This window comes from Sphingobacterium humi (assembly GCF_009768885.1).
Classification (GTDB): Bacteria; Bacteroidota; Bacteroidia; order Sphingobacteriales; family Sphingobacteriaceae; genus Sphingobacterium; species Sphingobacterium humi.
Map to the genome: position 1 here is coordinate 37,785 of NZ_WSQA01000015.1, position 19,602 is coordinate 57,386.

The window sequence follows — 19,602 nt, forward strand, 5'->3', positions numbered from 1 at the left end:
ATTTATTTCGCCAATCGTGCCGCCAGATAGCCCATCGGGATATAAGCGAACAACAAATCGACCAGCGTGTACCATAATGGAGATGGCAGCATAAAAACCGAAGCCATACCACCAAACAAAAAGAAAAAAGCAATAACCATTGCAAAGGTTAGTTTACGCGTGGCTGCCATTTTCGCCGCCACAAACGCCCCTGCAAAGGTGCCTAAAGCATGCGCCAAAAAGGGCATCAGAAAATGCTTAGGCTGAAAGAGATGCATACCTGCTTGCAGACCCTCCGCGCTTGTTACATCCACACCGGCCGGCGGCGCAATAAGCATCGGACTCATGTGAATTAATGCGCCATTAACGGCAGAACCTACAATAAGCCCAACAAACACAGCCAAAATATTACGCAAAACAGGATTCATAAATTGATTTTTTATTAAAAGTAGGGAATTCGATGAGTATCCACAAGTACCTGGTTTGGAATAGGCTATTAGCTGGCTTTATTTAGGGCTTTTTCTTCGCCGTAGTTGAGCCCTTTGGCATTGGGCGTGAAAGGGGTTTGAAAAGGGAGTGAAAGGGGTGAGAAAGGGAAGTAAACAGAAGATGGATGGCAGTTGCTAATGTTTAATTCGCTTTGTCATCGTGCTGGCAAGTGCTGTCATCGATTTGTCATCGCTTTGTCATCGTGAGCGGAGTCGAACGACTGGTACGTCAGTGCAATCAGCAATACATAACCATCTTGCTTACAGTGTTTTGCGCAAACATGTCATTGGTAGCGGAGTCGAACGACTGGTACGTCAATACAGGTGTAAAAATGTAATCTACTGATTATTAATTTCTTGATAGCATTATCTGTTGATATTAAGTGTTTTAAGTGTTGTTGATTGCACTGACGTACCAGTCGTTCGACTCCGCTCACGATGACAGCACTTGCCAACACGATGACAGCACTTGCCAGCACGATGACAATACACAAAAAACAAAATATTAATCGCCTAAATCCAACCAATCCTTTATATTTAAGTTTTAAAAATTATGGCAACCAAGAAAACACAAACCACAATGAAAGTTCAGTCCGTATTAATTTTAGTAGCAATTGCCTTCCTTATTGTTGTCGGCTTAATGTTTGGATTACCAACCTATTCGGTATGGCAACAGGAGATGGCGGGAAAAGCGAGACTCGCGGAAGCAACCCAATCTCGACAGATTTTAATTGAACAAGCGCGTGCAGAGAAAGAAGCTGCCGTGTTGCAAGCAGAAGCGATAAAAATTATGGGGGAAGCTGCTCAAAAATATCCGGAATATCGTAAGCAGGAGTTTATCGGTGCTTTTGGGGAGGCCTTAAAAGCGGGTACCATCAGCCAGATTATTTATGTGCCAACGGAAGCGAATATTCCGATTTTGGAGGCCGGACGGACAACGCCCGTAAATTAGCGTAGCATGTTCCAGAACATAAAAGAAGGCATCCTAAATAAGATGCCTTCTTTTATGCTTGCCTATTTTAGACGGTAACTAAATCCTACCGTCGGATTGATGGCTTGAATTTTTCGATCCATGTAATCGCCTTTGTTGTTCGAGAAAAAGGCATCGACCATAAAAGACAAGGAGAATAAACGGCTAACATGGAAGCGTAAGCCTGCCCCTGCCCCATACGCAAAGCCTGTACCATCGAGCTTAACGCCATTAACATCCATGCTTGCATACGAATAACCGATTTGTACTCGACCGTCAAGGTCTACATCTTCACTGATTTGTCCACTTACCAAAGGGCCGGCCATAATGCCACCGTATGACCACATGACATCAGATAGCTCACTATTGTTTGAATCGATGTTGTGGGCGGCACCAAACCAATTGGCAGCTACCCCTACTTTGCCATTAAACAGGTATCCAAAGTTGATAAGCGATATATTGGCACCAGTTTTTGCGAGGCCGTCCTTTTTAAATTCGCCAAACGGAATGGATGGTCCTAAACTGATACCGATAAAGCCTTTTCGTTTTGCTTCTTGGGCATGAGATTGCAAGGCAACACAGGATAATACTAAGATTGCGATCAGGTTGAATGTCGTTCTTTTCATAAATTATAAATACTGGGTTAAATTTTGGTATAGCAAATGTAACTAGTATTTTAATTATTAAAGAACATGAAAGAGAGAATCGCTGTTTAAACCTGTATTTTTTTTATTACAGGATATGGAAGGGAATTTTGTAAAATATTGGAATTTCCAGCCATAAAAAAAGCTGCTAATCAAGGATTAACAGCTTTATAATCTGTACGCCAAACAGGATTCGAACCTGTGACCGACGGTTTAGAAAACCGTTGCTCTATCCAGCTGAGCTATTGGCGCTTGGATTTTGTGTAGCAAAAGTAGCTATTTGAGGGTAAATAGCAAAATATTTTAGCTAAATTTTGTTGGAAAGGCATTAAGTGGTTGCCTTACAATCATATATTTTTAAATACTTCCTTCTTTTAGGTTATTTAGATGGATACAGCTGTTTCTGCCCCTGTTTTTAGCCTGGCCTATCCCCTAGCCCGCCTAATTCCGTTTTGAAATGCTGTGCAGCAAAAAAATCGCGTCTTTATTTACCCTATTAATCGGTTCAATATCAAGACAATTGGCCTTTAAAGATGATTTAAGGCTGTTTTATTTTAACTTTTTATTTGGAGATCAGATCAGAATTTGTACTTTTGTCGCGGAGAGTTGGCAGAGTGGTCGAATGCGGCGGTCTTGAAAACCGTTAACTGTCACAGGTTCGGGGGTTCGAATCCCTCACTCTCCGCTGAAAAAGCCTTCATCGCAAGATGGAGGCTTTTTTGCATTCTGAGGGTTCGGAACTAGCCTGAGCCGGGGCTCGACCCGTAGGGGGCTCTGGCTGTTTGCGGGTCTGCGAGCGGCTGAACTAATCCCTTACGCTGTATAAAAACGAGCTGCAAAAGTTTCATTATAGCGAAACTTACACTATCTTTACTTGAGTTTAGAACTTTATACCAGGGTGTTCATTATAGACTTCTGGCGTTTTGGGACAAAACTTCCTCATCTAAAACCTTAGTTATTTCGACACACGGCTTTATCAAGAAAAGGAGCAAAGTTCCGTATGATAGACACTTTGTTGAGAGTTTTTACCGCATTGAAAGCGCAAGTAAGACTTCAAATTGAGTTACCTAACTTAAGTATTCATGTTGGTCAGTAAACAATATTTCATTGATTGTTGGTGTTTCTATTGAAAAACAATAGCTATCCTTCCTATTGTCTTACCCCTCTTCTTCTCCTCCAAAACTTATACCCCTCAAACCACAGCACGGAAACTGCTGCTATTAAACCCGCCATAGCCAGCTCGGATATCTTGAGGCCTGTCACGTTAAAGAAACTGGCCATCGCCGGGATATATAAAATACCCGCTAACAAAAGCAATGTCGCAATCGTCACCCCAACCAATAGCCAGTTTTTATTTTTAAAACTTTCGAATAGGCTATAATAAAAAGAGCGGTTGGTAAGACTTAACAGGATATTGGCAAAAATAAGGGTAGTAAACACCATTGCTCGGGTGTGTTCCTCGGAGCCGCCCTGCTGCACATTCCATTGATAGATAAACAATACGCCCAGAGTAATGATTAGCCCCTGGACAATACTAATGCTAAGTTCTTTCCAATTTAAAAAGGTATCAGTCATTCTCCGAGGCTTTTGCAGCATGGTATTCTTTTCCATGGGTTCATTCTCATACACGATAGAACAGGTAGGCCCCATAATCAACTCTAAAAAGATGACATGCACTGGGGTAAAAATCTGCGGATAGACCCAACCTAAGAACAGCGGCAAAGAAACCGTGAGGATAATGGGGATATGGATGGAAATAATATACTGTATGGCTTTTTTAATATTGGTATAAATCCTTCTTCCTGCAGCAATACCAATGATCAGTTTTTCCAAATCGTCGTTAGTAATTACCAGAGAGGCGGCGACTTTAGCAATTTCCGTCCCCTTAGAACCCATGGCAACGCCTATGTGCGCTGCTTTCAAGGCTGGCCCGTCGTTTACACCATCGCCCAACATCGCAACCACCTCGCCTTGCTGTTTTAAGGCATTCACCACCGTTAGCTTAGCATCTGGAAACATACGGGTAAACAGCACCTTCTCCTCCACTACCGCTTGCAATTGATTAGCTGACAGCCCCATCACCTCTTTCCCTTCGATGGCATCGGCGGCATGTTGAATGCCCGCCTGCGTGGCGATACTTCGGGTGGTATCTGTATTATCGCCGGTAATCACTTTAACTTTAATGCCAGCAGCATATATTTGCTCGAAAACCTGTTGTATGCCTTGTTTCGGCGGATCATAAAAGACCACAAAGCCCAGGAATTCAAAGGGCAGATCTTGCTGCTTCTCCGGAAAATCATCGCCAGCAAAGTTAGATTTCGCAACACCCAATACCCGATATCCTTGACCTCCAAAATCTTTAATTAATTGTCGCATCCTATCTTTCTCTTCTTCAGGAAGGTCGGCAACTTGCAGAATAACTTCCGGTGCTCCCTTACTAGCAATAATGCGTTTCTGGTTTTCGTTTTGGAACAAATGCGTCATCATAGGAGGTTTCCCTTCCAAAGGGTACTCATGAAACAGTTGAAAGGCTTTTCGCTGATCTTGCTGTTGGGTTTCCTGATAAATGCGATGCAAGGTTTTTTCCATCGGATCAAAAGGAACGGGTTCCGAACTCCACATGGCATAATCGATAAGCTGCGCAAGGTCGGGATGACCAAAGTCTGGCTCCTCATAGGTTTTATCGAGCTGATAATCATATAAGTATTTCAGCTGCATGGTATTCTCAGTAATGGTACCGGTCTTATCTGTGCAAATAACAGTGGTGCTCCCTAAGGTTTCAACAATGCTACTGCGTTTGATAATTACGCCTTCCCGCATCAGTTTCCAGGCCCCCAAGGCCATAAACGTTGTAAAAGCAACAGGAATCTCCTCCGGCAATACAGACATGGCCAGAGTAAGCCCATTTAACAGACTCTGCAATAAATCGACGGTATGATAATAATTGACAGCACAGACTAGCAGGAAAATCACGATTCCGATGATCGCCATGGTTCTAACGAACTTGCGGATTTGCAGCTGCAAGGGTGAAGCTTCCTCCTTAATACCAGCAATGGAAGTTCCAATCTTACCTAGTCTGGTATCCTTGCCAACATGATCTACGGCAATAACCGCCAAGCCTGATACGGCCAAGGTGCCACTATACACCTCGTTATGATCGGCATCGCTACTTTTAAACACCGACAGGCTTTCCCCCGTTAAAGCAGACTCATTGACAGAGAAGTCGTTACTATGTACGATTCGGCCATCCGCATTGATCATCTTTCCTTCCTCGGTAATCAGCAGATCACCTACAACGATTTCATGCGTAGGAATTTCCATTAATTTCCCAGAACGGATAACCTTACTCAGGGGTTCATTCAACTTTTCCAACGCTTCCAAAGCCTTTTTACTGCGGTTATCCTGATAGAATGAAATAGCCGACACTGCCACAATAGCCAGGAACATAAAGAGCGCTTCGCCATAATCGCCAATTATGACGTAAATAATGGAAATAGCAAATAGCAAAATCAACATCGGCTCTTTGAGGATATCAAGGAGAAGGGATAGCCAAGTGCTTTTCTTTCCAGCCTCCAGCTGATTAGCACCAAACTTTTCCCGAGCACTTAACACTTCCGTTTCCGACAACCCAACAAGATGGGATGGTATATTTATAGGCATAATAGGCGTTCAAAGGTAAACTTGAAATTACATATTCTTTTACATGCCCCAACTATAAAAAAGTAATTTATAAAGCTTTTAAAGTAACTACTTAGGAGTCGCTTAGCTATTTCAAAATGGAAAAATATTGATTAAATTGTAGTGTAATTTATCCATTGACCAAAAATTTCCTAACCATGAATACCAACCGAAAGATTTTAGCACAAAAGTCTGATCAGGATTTGGAGAAATACCTGGTTCCAGACAATCGTTATGAGCCTGATGCGAATCGCTATGCCTATGAGATTTTACAAGCCCGAGGGAGGCAGTTCTCCGCTGAAGAAAGAAAAACTATTGAGGGCATGATTGCTGCAAAGGAAGAAAAGGAAAAAATTGTCGTCCATCCATACCATAGGAAGGCCGCAAATTTATTATACACATCCGGTGGAATTGGCCTAATAAACCTGTTCATACTACAATCTAGCTTTACTACGGAAACCGAATGGGCATCAGCCATCATCAGTTTACTGATCCTCTTTGCGATTGCGGTATTCGCGAGCAAAGGCTCCTCCAATGTGAAATATGTATTGCTCGTATTATTGATCTTGGGCATCATCCCCTATCTTAACTTCTTGAGCATGATTGTTGAGTCGCCTTACTTCTTCATCAGTAATCTGGTTCAATCTGCTTTGCAGGTTTGGGCCGCTATTTTACTGTTCAAAATCCCTAAAAAGGAAATCCTGTTGCGGCAGGGCTAACAAGCATTTTTTCACTAAACCTTTAAAACAAAAATCAATACGGCTTGTTAGCATTAAAACAAAGTTTGAACACAGTACTTACAACCATAAAAAACTGCTAGAAAATTAAAATATACATCTACCTGAATTAATTGATAGCAGGAAAAAATATACCCCAATCCACAATTGGGGTATATCTTTTTATACATAATAACCTAAAGAGTAAATTAGGACTACCCTAATAGCATACGAATCTTCTTAATACGTATTTTGAACAATAACTCCTTGACTCGAAATGATTTCAGTTTGAGGAATCGGAGCCGCATAACGTCTCGAATTTTTGGGTAGCGTATAGGTCTTGAGGCCCCCATCCCTTTCCACGCTAGAGGAAGAGTAAGAATAAAACTGACGAGTCAATTCAACATCATCCAACGCGTAATCGTTGTTATTTAACCGACGAATATCTTGCCAGCGGTGGGTAAACGGCATCTCCCTGCGACGTTCTTCCAGGATTTTTCGAATAGCTTCATCTTTCGTGCTGGCCAATAAATTGACGGCAGCTCCAGGCTTCAACCGTTTAGCGCGTAACTGATTAACAGCATTCATAGCCGTGCCAACTTGATCCAAGCGCGCATGGCACTCAGCCTTAATTAACAGCATCTCGGCAACAGTTGGACCAGAAGGCAAGCGATCTTTAAAGAAAAAGATATAGCCCGGATAACTATATGCCGGATTTATGGCACCCCGATCATAGGAATAATTCTCAACGATATGATATTCATAGCGCAGATCATTTTCTTTATCATATAAATCCAGCAGCTCCGGACTTGGCACATACCACCAACTCGAATGGCTCAAGGATCGAAAATACAGGAACTCCTTCCAATTTAACATATCGGTCATATCCGATTGATTATCGTGTGTATAAGGATAATTAATCGTAACTGGCACCCCATTTACAGGAACATTTCCTGTTCGACCATAACGCATTTCGGTGTTATAATCTACGAGGCTGCTATGTTCGGCTAAGGCTTTGTCAGCATAAGATAAGGCTTGATTATAGTCATTTCTACTCAAATAATAACGCGCTGCGAACCCATGAACACCGGCAGTATTGGCTCGCCAATGACGTAATCGGCCGGATTGCTGTAAAGGGATTTCAATCTTTAAGGCTTCGGCCAAATCACTTTCAATCAACGCATACACGTCGGCCACGGTTTGCCGTTGAGCCGGCTCCTCAAAAGATACCGATTTCTTAATGGGTAAGCCTAATTCCTGTTTATTCTGCTCGGTATAAGGCAAGCAATACGTATTCACTAATTGAAAATAACTGTAGGCGCGAATAAAATGTGCATCCGCAATCAATTGTTTTTTATCCTGCTCCGACCCGGTCACCCGATCTATATTACCAAGGACCATATTGGCTGTAAAAATCTTTTTATACTCTTCAGGCCATGGGTTTGCCAAGACATTATTGGGCAGATATTGCGTATCCCAAGTCGCTAATTGAACGGCATACATCGCATAGGCCATGGGGCGCGCATCATATATTGGATGCAGCAATCCATAATCATCCGTACTACTGATATACGTACCGTTGCTTTCCCGGAAAAAATTAGTATAGTTATTCAACAAAGCTTGCAATTGATCGGTAGTAGTCACCACCAATGAAGCGGTTTTCGATGGTTTTTCATCGAGAAAGTCATTACAAGAAGTCAAGCATACTGTAAACATGCCTGTCATTAACAACATCCATTTACAGCTTATTAATGCATTATATATTGTTTTCATATTGTTTTAAGATTAAAAAGACATGTTAAAACCGATGGTAAACTTTGGTCTAGGGTTAACAGTACCCATTTGATATTCCGGATCCTCACCGATATTATTAAATACCTTGGTAAATAAATCATTCCCTTGCAAAAACACCGAGGCACGTGTATTACGTAAGGATTTCCATTTATCTGTAGGTAATCTATACGCTAAGCTCAGCTCTTGCAAGCGGATATGACTTGCATTGGTCGATAAATAGGACATATAAGGAAAGAATTGCTCCCAGAAGAAGTACATAAATTCATCGTCGTTTTGTGGCAGGGGCACCATTAAACTCGGATCAGCATTCATAACTTCACCCAGTTTATTGTTTGGTAATAATCGTCCGGTCCAGAGTGGCGGATAATTAAAACTATACTTTTTGAAAACATGTCCTAATTTCCCTGTCAAAATAAAAGAAAGGTCGAAATCGTATATTTTAAAGGAACTGTTAAAGCCTAAGGTATAGGGCGCAATGAGCGTTCCTTTGTTCGACATAAATTCACGTGCATCGCCCATTGGAAAATTGGTGAAATCTAACTTAGTACCATTTTGACCATAAATCATCGGTTGCCCATCTTGCATACCCGCATATTCAAACATCCACAAACTATTCGCATTATGTCCTTCAACATAGGCCTCCGATCCTCCATAACTCAAACTTCCAGCATCAAAATTGGCAACAAATAATTTTTCGATACGGTTATGATTGTAGGAAAAATTCAGGGCACCCCGCCAGCGGATATGCTCACCGTGAATAGGCAGATCTGTTCCTATTTCTAGCTCGATACCTTTGTTCAACATTTCGGCACTGTTCAGCTTTTGCCTGGTTGTCCCATTGCTGGATGGGATAGAAATATCCGCCAATAAATCACTGCCATATTTATGGTATAAATCAATTTTTCCATAAAGTTTATGGTTAAATAGCGCGTAATCTATTCCGAGGTTCCAACTACCTGTTTTCTCCCATCGTAGGTTAGGGTTTCCAAAACTAGATATATTGGCGATGTAATCGTTGGTATAAATATTCGGGCTGGCACTCATGGCAATTAACGGTCGAAAGCCTGTGCTCAAGTCCACATTCCCATTATAACCGTAGGTAAGCCGAAGATTCAGTTTATTCACCCACACATAAGGTTGCATAAATTGCTCCCTCCCCAGTTGCCAGGCCCCGCCGACAGACCAAAATGGCGAATAGCGGTAAGAAGGATCATCTGTAATTAAGTTAGAAGCATCCGTCCGAATACTACCTGTTAGGGTATATTTATTTTTAAACGTATAAGCAGCATTTGCATACAATGAAAAATAACGACGACTGGTATAGCCAAAAGCATTCGTATAAGGGAAGTTTTGACTCTGCCCAATCCAATCCCGAATAGTAAAGAATGTGCCTCCCGGTCCGTTAGGAAAAGTTCCAACCCGCAACGTTTCATCGTTATAACCATACGTCCTAGGGTTTCCAAAATATTCAGAAACATAACTTTGCACTTCCGAGCCTACGATGGCATTAACGCTATGATCAGGGGTAAGATCTCGATTAAATGATAATTGGTTTCTAAAATTCCAGGTATGATCCTTACTGCGGTTTTGATCTAATACATCCCCCTTAGGAAGGTTTAATCGGATGACATTGCTCGTTCTATCCCAACTAGCCGCCCTATTAATCATATCCCGAACAAAATGCGACTGCTCGCCATACCAATTCCGCCTTTCGGAATTAAACAATTCATATTGAATTTTAGCGTCATAGGTTAAGCCCTTTATCGGTTTTAAGGTTATGCCACCAATAACCCGAAGGTTAACATCCTTAGTCGATAAATCCCGGCTATTAATTTCTTGGATAGGGTTAAAAGTCCAATCTGCATAGGGAAATTTATCCATGGGCACAAAACGTTCCATAATGGGCCAATAATATTGTGATAAATTGCTAAGGGAGCCGTCAGGATTTCGCAGCATTTCATAGGGCGCCCAAGACTGGATTTGATCTAAGGTTACTCCATTAAATTGCGAATTATTAAGATGTAAGGTGGAGGAAAGATGCAGATCTAACCAGTTGAATACGCCGGCTGTTGCCCGGTAATTCATAAGGTATTTATCACTTTTAGATTCTTTAAAATCAGTCTGATTTCGCTCGGCAAGCATGGAAAAGTAGTTGTTTATTTTCCCTGTAGAGCCAGAAACACTCAAATTAATTTGATCACTGATGGGATTTGCCAATAGCTCATCAGCAATTTGCGATTTATTTTCCTGAGCTTTTAAGGCATCCAAGCCCGATTGCAATTGCGCATCGTTAATATATCCTAAATAATGCTCGCTTAACAGCACCGTAGCTGGCGACCATTGCCTATTGTAATTATTTCTAAAATCACCCGAGTTTTCCAAGGCACCCCACTTGTTGAACGCTATTTTTTCATAATCTATCGTCATCGCGCTTGAGGCTAAAGGGCGAGTGTAATCCAAATCTATCTTGGAACCGATCTTCCGAAACACCTGTAGGTCTACGCGAATAGGCGTTCCTTTAGCGCCCTTTTTCGTCGTGACCACGATCACACCATTCGCGGCCCGGGCACCCCAAATAGAAGCCGCTGCTGCATCTTTCAAAATCGTAATATTCTCTACATCATTTGGATTAATCGTATTAAAATCCCCTTGAATAGCAAATCCATCCACTACAACTAAGGGTGCTGCAATTCCATTCAAGCTGCTCTGTCCGCGGATTTCAAAAATGGGGTTTCCCGATTCATCCAAGGTTGCCTGCATACCTACTGTGGTACCTATTAAACGCTGTGCAATATTCGTACTGGGCTTACTCAATTGCTCCTGGCCAACATAACCAAACGAACCCGAAACGCGTTCTGGATTCAACGTTTGAAGACCTGTACTCACAACCACTTCGTCCAAATGCGTATCTTGCTCCAGCATTAATATAGTATAACTGTTTTGATCATTCACTTTAAATTCCTGGCCCGCGTAGCCTAATAGCCGAAGTTCTATCAAATCCCCTTTCCGTATTCCCGATAGGGTAAACTGCCCCTGCTCATTTGTGGCGGTGCTATTGCTTGTTCCTTTACGAATTATAGTGACACCGGCCAAGGCCTGTCCCTTACTGTTCATTACGGTTCCCGTAATCGTTTTAAATTCTTGAGAAAAACCGGTTGCCAACAGCTTATCTTTTGGAAAAACGATAATACTATGTCCTTTCAATTGAACATTTATATTTTCCTTTTCTTTTAGCCAAACAAGCACATCGTGTAGTGCTACATTCGAAAAGTTAACATCAACTTTCTTGTTTAAATTGAAATGGGTGGCATGCATGAGAAAATCATAGCCCGTTTGCTTTCTAATTTCTTTAAACAAGGCCCTGTATTTAATTTGTTTTCCCTGGAGATGTAGGGTCTGGCCTAAAGAATTGGCATGTAAGTGCATCATGCCCAGTAATAATCCTAGTGTAATTAATTTCATCATGAGTAAGACCCTAAATAATAAGGTTTCTTTTCCCCATAGCTTGCTATTGGATAAGTAAAATTTGTACATTTGTTTACATAATTATTCATTCATGGCGGCGAAAGTCATGAACTTGAGTAATAAAAACTTTGTTAACGAACAGAGATAGGGCTTCGAGTGCAAATTGGAGCCCTTTTTTCTTTCCCTCCTTAATCAGGGCATTTTTCTTTTTTCATAATTTTATAATTGGTTAAAGGGTTTATTGGGTTTAATTTCTTTTCTTTCTTACGATAATCTTTGTCTTCTGGATATCAAAAGCGGCCACATCCGTATCGGCAATTTTTTGAAGCACTACAGATATTTGATCCGAGCGTTTCACTAAGGCAAAAATCAACTCGCTTTTCAAACGCTCCTCCTTAAATTCAAAGTCTACATTATACCAATCTGCCAGTCGCAAGAGTACATCGGCTAGCTTCATGTTATCGAATAAAAAGATGCCACTTTTCCAAGCAATGGCATCTTCAGCATCCGTGTCCTGTTGAATGGATTTATGGGCGTCTGTAATCAATTCTTGATTGGGATGTAATAGATATGCTCCAAATGCCGATTTTACTTGTATACTCCCCTCAACAAGCGTTATACGCTCTTCATTCCGGTTTGAATAGCTAGAAACATTAAATTTGGTGCCTAATACATTAATATCTTGCTGCGCTGTTTTTACAATAAAAGGTTTCCCATTTTTACTGATTTCAAAATAAGCCTCCCCCTCCAAGGAAACTGTTCGTTCCGCACCAACAAACTGGCTTGGATAAGTCAACGTGGAATTAGCATTTAACCATACCTTGGAGCCATCGGAAAGAATGACTTGATAAATGCCTCCTCTAGGGATAATCAATTGGAGTTGCTGCACTTGATCGGGCTGAAGGGCAATGCTGGCTCCTAACCCATCACCATCTGTATACCGCAATCCCTTATCCATTTGAATACCTGTTTTCGAAGTACTTAGGGCGATTACTTCACCATCTTCCATACGCAGCAACGCTCGGTTTCCTCCCGGCATATAATCTGGTTTGCCATCATGTTCAACATATTGAAGATTAACTTCGGATGGCGCTTTAAGATTGTATAACATAACGAAGCCAATAAGCAGCATACTGGCAACTGCAGCAACAACCCCATACCAAATACGTTTTATATTCCTACTTTTTAAATCTAACTGCTGGTTATACCCCGTAGATTCTATTAGACGAAAAAATATGCGAATCTGGATTTCCTCTTCCGTTTCACTACTCACAATTTCTTGTTCAGCCACCTCTTTATACCAAATAAAAAGTTCATCCTGCTCGGAAGAAGAGATGGAACCCGCTACTAATTTCTCTATTAAATAATTTACCCGTTGAAGATGCATAATGAGTTGTGTATATATAGATAAGTTGCAGGTGGAGCAAAACCCTATATGGCCTTCAAAAAAAATTAGGCTAGCAATTGATCCACTAGCTCTACAGCGAAAAGGATGTAAAGGCCATCTTGTTTCATATTTAGTTTAAGGATCTTGATGGCTCGGGTTAAATTGGCTTCCACCCCTTTGACAGAAATCCCCATTCGCGCTGCTATTTCTGCAGATTTTAACCCTTCATGTCTACTGTATTGAAATACAAGTCTACATTTATCGGGCATTTTTTCGACAATACCTGCAATGTACTGGCTAAGAAAAACACGATTTATCTCCGCATCGCCGTCCAGAAACTTATCGATACGATAGCTCGAATGAAGCAGCTCCGTCCTGTTTTTCTCTTTGCGGTAATGGTTGAATACCGCAAATTTGACTGCGGTGGCCAAAAAAGAAGCGATATGGGTTATTTCATAATTGCGCCGATTATCCCAAAGTTTTAAAAATACTTCATGAAGGATGTCTTCAGCAAGGCTTTGATCTTTCGTGTGATTCCAGGCCATCTGGAGCAGCGTTTTCCAATACTGGTTATAAATTTGTGCAAAGGCATGATGATCGCCATGGCGAAGCAATTGGAGAATTCTTACTTCTTCTGTTGTTAAATGCTGTACCATGAGCCTAAGTTTATAAAGAAACCTTTACGCAATAATAATAAAACGTAAAACGAAAACAAACATAACCATCGCTATACTTTTTACACTATTACTTCATTTCCAAGCTTAGCATATTCCATAAAAACATTAGGAGAGTTGCTGACCAAGTAAGGATCAATTTCTTTTTAATCCCTTTTCACCTCCCTTTCTCTCCCCTTTCACTCCCCTTTTAAACCCCTTTGAAATAGGATTTGGAAAGGCATTGAATAGGGATAGCATAGCAATTGAAAAAGGGAAGAGTGAAATTAGGTTTAGCTTAAAAACAAAGCACCCCGCTATTGCGGGGTGCCAATCTGAAAATTAAACAATTTATTAAGCGATAGCTTGGGATATCTTTCGCTATTGAATCGATATATGTGCGTTAATACAAGATATTATTCAACTTCAATAAGTTTTTGGATTTCTTCTCTGATTTCTACAGGTAGCATCATAAAGATTTCCTTCTTTACATGCAGCGGTGCAAATTGCGGATCTTCCGCCTGATTATCTGGCGCTACTAGGATTTCAAATCCTCCATCCAGCCATTTCCCTTCGTCTTCAAGGTAGTAGCTATAGCGTTGGTTTAGGCTCCTTAAACCCGCTAATACACGTTCATTATCTAGCAGTTGATTATTTAACATAGTTATTATTCTTTTCAATAATTATTAACGTAATTTTTTAACGAACTGATATATAAATGTAAGCAAAGATTTTAAAAATAAAAATATATTATTGATTTTCAGCGTGTTGACGATATAACAGATAGTGTATACAGAACACCAAGAAAAGAAAAAGCAGACGATAATCGCCTGCTTTAAAATTTAAGGAACGGTGTAAAATATATGCTAAAGCTTATTTTTTAAAGTTTGCATCTACTTTTTCCTCGACATTATCGCCGGGTTGCATCGTCAATTCAAAACTGCTGTAATCCTTCTTCATCAGGATATAAAAATACTTGTAAGAAGACTTCACATTGATTTCCAATACTTCTGGCAATTCGGTCACTGCATTCACATTACTAATGTGGTAGCCATAGCGCATCGTGCCACCATTTTCAAACTCGCCTTCGATTACGCCATCAATGAATTTCAAGCTTTTAAAGAAATTACTTCCCTGAGTAGGTGTCCATACGGTGTTATTCAAATCTTTGGCTACAGAATCTTTGATGGCTGGCGGACTAAGTTCTTTGTCATCACTACACGCGATAAACAGCATGCTGATCAGCATGAATATTCCAAACTTTTTCATAGAGTAAATTTTATTGAAATAAAAATACTCTTTATTACAATGCAGATAAAATCAACCTCTATATTTGTAAATTATATACGACAAACGAAGCTGTTTTTCGAATTTCAACTATAAAATCCCTTTTCCAATTAATAAATAGGCAAAAGAAATGTTTAAACAACTATCTAAGAACTATTTTTTAAGTTTTTTCCCTAATAATATCAATATTCACATCATATTAACCATTATTTCAAAATATAATTTTTTAAATGAAGAAAAAGCGCTGAAATCTCCTAGTAATGGAAAATTTTTTAGCTAATGATTATCCTAATAAGCATTTCTGTAACTACAATTTAATATTAAGCGACAATATTAAAAAAATATTAACCTAAAAATGGCGGTCTGCGTGAAAATGTTAGATTTGAAATTAATAAATATTATTAATCATAAAGAACACAAGCACACTTACATGAAGACCCTAGAAAATTATTCGACAGACTGCGGTATTAACTTATTGGCCATGCGTGATACATTAGATGTATTAGGGGGAAAATGGAAGCTATTGATTTTGCATTATTTAATTACCCGCGAACATGAAATCAATACTTTCAAAAAAATGGAACGAGAAATTACCGGAATCTCTGCGAAAATGCTCACCAAAGAATTACGCGATTTAGAAACCAACAAATTAGTACATCGAGCCCAGCAAGACACGCGTCCAATTACCGTACGTTATAGCATTACCCCTTATGGCAAGAATGCCGAAATCCTGATTCAGCAATTAGTGACCTGGGGCAAAAACCATCGGGCACAGCTTACCGGAAAGGTCGTGTTATAGGCGATGCAATGCTAACGCCTTACATAACAAGCTAACAGTAACCGTTTATTCTATTAAACGGTTCTTTTTTTACCGATTTATTGGCATTCGGTAAAAAATCCCAACCTTTTTCACCGATTTATCCCCTGTTTTCACCGAAAATTCTCATGAACCGACCTATTCTCCCTCGGTCTGCATAGGCTATGCCCCTACCTTTGAAGTATCAAATAAGAAATAACATAAACATTAAACATTTAACCATAAAAAATAAAGACATGAAAAACTTAACTAAAACCATCGCGCTAGCTTGTGTATTATTCGTATCATCTGTAAACGTATTTGCAAGCACCGACAAAGGATTAAACAACGCCATTGTAGACAATGTAGTAGATGCCTACATCAACAGCACCGTATATGGCGAAACAGCTTATGTAAACGAACTGTTCAGCAACAACTTCAATCAAAAGTTTAATGGCGTTAGCAAACAGAAAGCCATTCAAAAAAACGCATACATTCAGTTTTTGAAACAAAACAAAGGCGTGAAATACAATTGCGAAACCTCCTTCGAGTGGGTAGAAAAAGGAAAAGACTACAGCCTTGCTAAAGTAACCCTAGACTTTGGCGCCTTCAAACGCATCGACTACGTATCCGTATCCATGCAACAAGATGGCTGGAAAATTGATGAAGTGAACTCCGTATATAACAAATAAATAACCCTAACAAATCCCTAATAACAAAGAGGCCAGGTTCGCACCTGGCCTTTTGTTTTAGGGCTATCTGTCCCAAAAGAAGGGCGGTTCGATACCTAAAGACCGCAGGTATACATAACCCTGGGCTCTATGGTGAATTTCATTGTCAACGAAATAAAGGAGATTCTGATAGATCGGGAAGTTATACTCGCCAAACAAGTTAAAGTCCTCATGAAACCGTTCATCCGGAATTTGCTTAAACAGCTCGTTCACTTGCTCGGTTTGCTTATCCCATTCCGCTAAGAGCTCAGCTTTGCTATTTAAATTCAAATCATGCGAATAGCCCTCTGTTTTATGATGCACTATTCCTTCCAATCCGGGAACAGCGATGGAAAGTATTTCCTTAATTAAATCGGCAAATGGCCGCATGCCACCTATACTGTAGGTGAATAAGTCTTGCTCGGGAAAACGTTCCAAGGTATGGCGGGTTAAGGTACGATGACCTTGCCAATGGGCTAAAAATTCGTCTCTGCTAATTAAAAGTGTTGTGTTCATAGTGTCTTTTCTTTTAGATGATACCTCAAAGTTAGCGGCAGGAATGACAACCCTATGTCAACATCGATTAAAATAGAGCAATAAAAAAAGCTGCCCCGAAGGACAGCTTTTCCGTAATCATAAAAAGTTATGTAAAACAATCTAGTTTAGATTGTCTTAAGCTTGATTTGAACGAATGATATTTAAGGCACCACCCGCTTTAAACCAACCGATTTGTTGCTCGTTGTACGTATGGTTAGCTAAGATTTCCTCAGACGAACCATCGGCATGGTGAAGCACCAAGGTCAATGGTTTGTTTGGAGCAAATTCTGTTAAGCCAATGATATCGATAGTATCGTCTTCTTTGATCTTATCGTAATCATCTTTGTTTGCAAAGGTTAATCCTAACATACCTTGTTTTTTCAAGTTTGTTTCGTGGATACGTGCGAATGATTTTACCAATACCGCACGAACACCTAAGTGACGTGGCTCCATGGCAGCGTGCTCACGAGAAGAACCCTCGCCATAGTTTTCATCACCTACAACAATAGACCCTACGTTAGCCGCTTTATAAGCACGTTGCGTTGCAGGAACAGGTCCGTATTCACCAGTCAATTGGTTTTTCACGTTATCTGTTTTATCGTTGAAGAAGTTTACTGCACCGATAAGCATGTTGTTGGAGATATTGTCTAAGTGACCACGGTATTTCAACCATGGACCGGCCATAGAAATGTGGTCAGTTGTACATTTACCCTTCGCTTTGATTAATAATTTCAAGCCTTTAAGGTCTGTACCTTCCCATGCTGCAAATGGCTCTAACAATTGTAAGCGATCTGAAGTTGGAGAAACATCTACCTGAACGGAAGAACCGTCTTCAGCAGGTGCTTGATATCCTGGATCGTCTACAGCGAAGCCTTTTTCTGGTAATTCATCACCAGTAGGAGGATCTAATTTTACCTGCTCGCCATTTTTGTTGGTTAAAGTATCTGTTAGTGGGTTGAAACCTAAATCACCAGAGATGGCAATCGCAGCTACCATTTCAGGAGAAGTTACGAAAGCAAAGGTATTCGGGTTTCCATCGGCACGTTTCGCGAAGTTACGGTTGAACGAGTGTACAATCGTGTTTTTCTCTTGCTTATCTGCGCCTGCACGATCCCACATACCGATACATGGACCACATGCATTCGTGAAGATCGTTGCATTCAAATCTTCGAAAGTTTTCAATAAACCATCGCGATCTGCAGTGAAACGTACTTGCTCTGAACCTGGGTTAATACCAAATTCAGCTTTGGTTACCAATCCTTTTTCTACAGCTTGTCTAGCGATAGATGCCGCACGAGAAAGATCTTCGTAAGATGAGTTGGTACAAGAACCGATTAAGCCCCACTCTACCTTGGTAGGCCATCCGTTTTTACCAGCTTCCTCACGCATGCGAGAGATTGGTGTGTATAAATCTGGTGTGAAAGGACCATTTAAAGATGGCTCTAACTCCGATAAGTTGATTTCAATTAATTGATCGAAATATTGCTCTGGGTTTGCATATACTTCCGCATCAGCAACCAAGTGTTGTTTAATCGCGTTTGCTGCATCAGCAACTTCAGCACGGTCTGTAGCACGTAAATAACGCTCCATAGACTCGTCGTATCCGAAGGTAGATGTCGTCGCACCGATTTCAGCACCCATGTTACAGATGGTTCCTTTACCCGTACAAGATAAAGACTCAGCACCTTCGCCGAAGTATTCAACGATAGCACCAGTACCACCTTTTACTGTAAGGATTCCCGCAACTTTCAAGATCACATCTTTAGGAGCTGCCCATCCAGACAATTTACCTGTTAATTTTACACCGATTAATTTCGGGAATTTAAGCTCCCATGGTAATCCAGCCATTACATCACAAGCATCAGCACCACCAACACCGATAGCCACCATACCTAATCCACCTGCATTTACGGTGTGTGAATCCGTACCGATCATCATACCACCTGGGAAGGCATAGTTTTCCAATACCACTTGGTGAATAATACCTGCACCTGGTTTCCAGAAGCCAATACCATATTTATTAGATACAGAACTTAAGAAGTTAAATACTTCAGAGCTCTCCTGCTTTGCGCGCGTTAAATCTTGATCAGCACCATCACGAGCCTGGATCAAGTGATCACAGTGTACCGTGGAAGGAACAGCTACTTTCGGACGACCAGCTTGCATAAATTGCAATAAAGCCATCTGCGCCGTCGCATCCTGCATCGCTACGCGATCTGGAGCGAAATCAACATAAGACTTACCTCTTTCGTAAGCTTCCGTAGCATTACCATCCCAAAGGTGTGCATACAAAATTTTCTCTGCTAATGTCAATGGTTTATTCACGATCTGACGGGCAGCATTAATACGCTCGTCATATTGCGAATAAATTTTCTTGATCATGTCTATATCAAAAGCCATGTATTTTTAGTTTAAATATGATTTTTTTATTTCTAACTATTTTTTGTTGAGCATAAACTTGTATTTACGTCAACAAGCACAAAAATACAAAAAAAACC

General features: G+C 40.5%; 16 protein-coding genes and 2 tRNA genes. 6 read left to right on the plus strand and 12 right to left on the minus strand.

The features are described from left to right. Positions 1–2: 2 nt before the first annotated feature. Complete coding sequence (locus GQF63_RS16870) at positions 3–383, minus strand: hypothetical protein (protein ID WP_212592627.1); 381 nt, start codon at positions 381–383, stop codon at positions 3–5. Between the two features lie 664 nt (positions 384–1,047). On the opposite strand from GQF63_RS16870, the gene GQF63_RS16875 reads away from it, so the two are divergent. Continuing rightward, positions 1,048–1,419: an SPFH domain-containing protein gene (locus GQF63_RS16875; protein WP_160370424.1), complete on the plus strand. Its 372-nt coding sequence runs from the start codon at positions 1,048–1,050 to the stop codon at positions 1,417–1,419. A 62-nt stretch (positions 1,420–1,481) separates the two neighbouring features. Here GQF63_RS16875 and GQF63_RS16880 read toward each other — a convergent pair whose 3' ends face one another. After that, positions 1,482–2,063, minus strand: a complete 582-nt coding sequence (locus GQF63_RS16880; RefSeq protein WP_160370425.1) for an outer membrane beta-barrel protein — start codon at positions 2,061–2,063, stop codon at positions 1,482–1,484. Between the two features lie 196 nt (positions 2,064–2,259). After that, positions 2,260–2,333, minus strand: a tRNA-Arg gene (locus GQF63_RS16885). Between the two features lie 348 nt (positions 2,334–2,681). Between GQF63_RS16885 and GQF63_RS16890 the strand changes: the two genes are divergently transcribed. Beyond that, positions 2,682–2,766, plus strand: a tRNA-Ser gene (locus GQF63_RS16890). Positions 2,767–2,930: 164 nt separating this feature from the next. Next, positions 2,931–3,143 carry a type II toxin-antitoxin system RelE/ParE family toxin gene (locus GQF63_RS16895; RefSeq protein ID WP_343031049.1) on the plus strand — a complete coding sequence of 71 codons (213 nt, stop codon included), beginning with the start codon at positions 2,931–2,933 and terminating at the stop codon, positions 3,141–3,143. Between the two features lie 87 nt (positions 3,144–3,230). Here GQF63_RS16895 and GQF63_RS16900 read toward each other — a convergent pair whose 3' ends face one another. After that, on the minus strand, positions 3,231–5,741 hold the full coding sequence (locus GQF63_RS16900) for a cation-translocating P-type ATPase (protein ID WP_160370426.1): 2,511 nt from the start codon (positions 5,739–5,741) through the stop codon (positions 3,231–3,233). 176 nt (positions 5,742–5,917) lie between these two features. On the opposite strand from GQF63_RS16900, the gene GQF63_RS16905 reads away from it, so the two are divergent. After that, entirely contained in the window at positions 5,918–6,478 is a 561-nt protein-coding gene (locus tag GQF63_RS16905) for a hypothetical protein (RefSeq protein ID WP_160370427.1), read from the plus strand. Positions 6,479–6,715: 237 nt separating this feature from the next. Here the strand turns inward: GQF63_RS16905 and GQF63_RS16910 are convergent, their stop codons facing one another. From GQF63_RS16910 to GQF63_RS16935, 6 genes are all read right to left on the minus strand, one after another. After that, on the minus strand, positions 6,716–8,248 hold the full coding sequence (locus GQF63_RS16910) for a RagB/SusD family nutrient uptake outer membrane protein (protein ID WP_212592628.1): 1,533 nt from the start codon (positions 8,246–8,248) through the stop codon (positions 6,716–6,718). 12 nt (positions 8,249–8,260) lie between these two features. Then, entirely contained in the window at positions 8,261–11,734 is a 3,474-nt protein-coding gene (locus tag GQF63_RS16915) for a SusC/RagA family TonB-linked outer membrane protein (protein WP_160370428.1), read from the minus strand. Between the two features lie 247 nt (positions 11,735–11,981). After that, a complete protein-coding gene (locus tag GQF63_RS16920) occupies positions 11,982–13,121 on the minus strand; it encodes a FecR family protein (protein ID WP_160370429.1) in 1,140 nt (379 codons plus the stop codon). A 65-nt stretch (positions 13,122–13,186) separates the two neighbouring features. Next, a complete protein-coding gene (locus tag GQF63_RS16925; RefSeq protein ID WP_160370430.1) occupies positions 13,187–13,777 on the minus strand; it encodes an RNA polymerase sigma factor in 591 nt (196 codons plus the stop codon). A 413-nt stretch (positions 13,778–14,190) separates the two neighbouring features. Next, positions 14,191–14,436: a hypothetical protein gene (locus GQF63_RS16930; protein WP_160370431.1), complete on the minus strand. Its 246-nt coding sequence runs from the start codon at positions 14,434–14,436 to the stop codon at positions 14,191–14,193. 211 nt (positions 14,437–14,647) lie between these two features. Then, positions 14,648–15,043 carry a hypothetical protein gene (locus GQF63_RS16935; RefSeq protein ID WP_160370432.1) on the minus strand — a complete coding sequence of 132 codons (396 nt, stop codon included), beginning with the start codon at positions 15,041–15,043 and terminating at the stop codon, positions 14,648–14,650. A 448-nt stretch (positions 15,044–15,491) separates the two neighbouring features. Between GQF63_RS16935 and GQF63_RS16940 the strand changes: the two genes are divergently transcribed. Together GQF63_RS16940 and GQF63_RS16945 are read left to right on the plus strand one after the other, a co-directional pair. Further along, positions 15,492–15,860: a winged helix-turn-helix transcriptional regulator gene (locus GQF63_RS16940; RefSeq protein ID WP_160370433.1), complete on the plus strand. Its 369-nt coding sequence runs from the start codon at positions 15,492–15,494 to the stop codon at positions 15,858–15,860. A gap of 254 nt (positions 15,861–16,114) precedes the next feature. Next, the gene (locus GQF63_RS16945) at positions 16,115–16,549 is read left to right on the plus strand and encodes a nuclear transport factor 2 family protein (protein ID WP_160370434.1); all 435 of its coding nucleotides are present in this window, start codon (positions 16,115–16,117) and stop codon (positions 16,547–16,549) included. Positions 16,550–16,612: 63 nt separating this feature from the next. On the opposite strand, the gene GQF63_RS16950 is transcribed toward GQF63_RS16945, so the two are convergent. Further along, positions 16,613–17,083 (minus strand): DinB family protein, encoded by a 471-nt coding sequence (locus tag GQF63_RS16950; protein ID WP_160370435.1) that lies wholly within the window; start codon positions 17,081–17,083, stop codon positions 16,613–16,615. A gap of 156 nt (positions 17,084–17,239) precedes the next feature. Continuing rightward, a complete protein-coding gene (locus GQF63_RS16955; RefSeq protein WP_160370436.1) occupies positions 17,240–19,504 on the minus strand; it encodes an aconitate hydratase in 2,265 nt (754 codons plus the stop codon). Positions 19,505–19,602 lie beyond the last annotated feature (98 nt).

Excerpts from the sequence above, each read along its gene's own strand:
- GQF63_RS16920 (WP_160370429.1), bottom strand. The coding sequence starts at position 13,121 with ATGCATCTTCAACGGGTAAATTATTTAATAGAGAAATTAGTAGCGGGT.
- GQF63_RS16905 (WP_160370427.1), top strand. The coding sequence starts at position 5,918 with ATGAATACCAACCGAAAGATTTTAGCACAAAAGTCTGATCAGGATTTG.
- GQF63_RS16915 (WP_160370428.1), bottom strand. The coding sequence starts at position 11,734 with ATGATGAAATTAATTACACTAGGATTATTACTGGGCATGATGCACTTA.
- GQF63_RS16900 (WP_160370426.1), bottom strand. The coding sequence starts at position 5,741 with ATGCCTATAAATATACCATCCCATCTTGTTGGGTTGTCGGAAACGGAA.
- GQF63_RS16875 (WP_160370424.1), top strand. The coding sequence starts at position 1,048 with ATGAAAGTTCAGTCCGTATTAATTTTAGTAGCAATTGCCTTCCTTATT.
- GQF63_RS16950 (WP_160370435.1), bottom strand. The coding sequence starts at position 17,083 with ATGAACACAACACTTTTAATTAGCAGAGACGAATTTTTAGCCCATTGG.
- GQF63_RS16930 (WP_160370431.1), bottom strand. The coding sequence starts at position 14,436 with ATGTTAAATAATCAACTGCTAGATAATGAACGTGTATTAGCGGGTTTA.
- GQF63_RS16955 (WP_160370436.1), bottom strand. The coding sequence starts at position 19,504 with ATGGCTTTTGATATAGACATGATCAAGAAAATTTATTCGCAATATGAC.
- GQF63_RS16910 (WP_212592628.1), bottom strand. The coding sequence starts at position 8,248 with ATGAAAACAATATATAATGCATTAATAAGCTGTAAATGGATGTTGTTA.
- GQF63_RS16935 (WP_160370432.1), bottom strand. The coding sequence starts at position 15,043 with ATGAAAAAGTTTGGAATATTCATGCTGATCAGCATGCTGTTTATCGCG.
- GQF63_RS16945 (WP_160370434.1), top strand. The coding sequence starts at position 16,115 with ATGAAAAACTTAACTAAAACCATCGCGCTAGCTTGTGTATTATTCGTA.
- GQF63_RS16925 (WP_160370430.1), bottom strand. The coding sequence starts at position 13,777 with ATGGTACAGCATTTAACAACAGAAGAAGTAAGAATTCTCCAATTGCTT.
- GQF63_RS16880 (WP_160370425.1), bottom strand. The coding sequence starts at position 2,063 with ATGAAAAGAACGACATTCAACCTGATCGCAATCTTAGTATTATCCTGT.
- GQF63_RS16940 (WP_160370433.1), top strand. The coding sequence starts at position 15,492 with ATGAAGACCCTAGAAAATTATTCGACAGACTGCGGTATTAACTTATTG.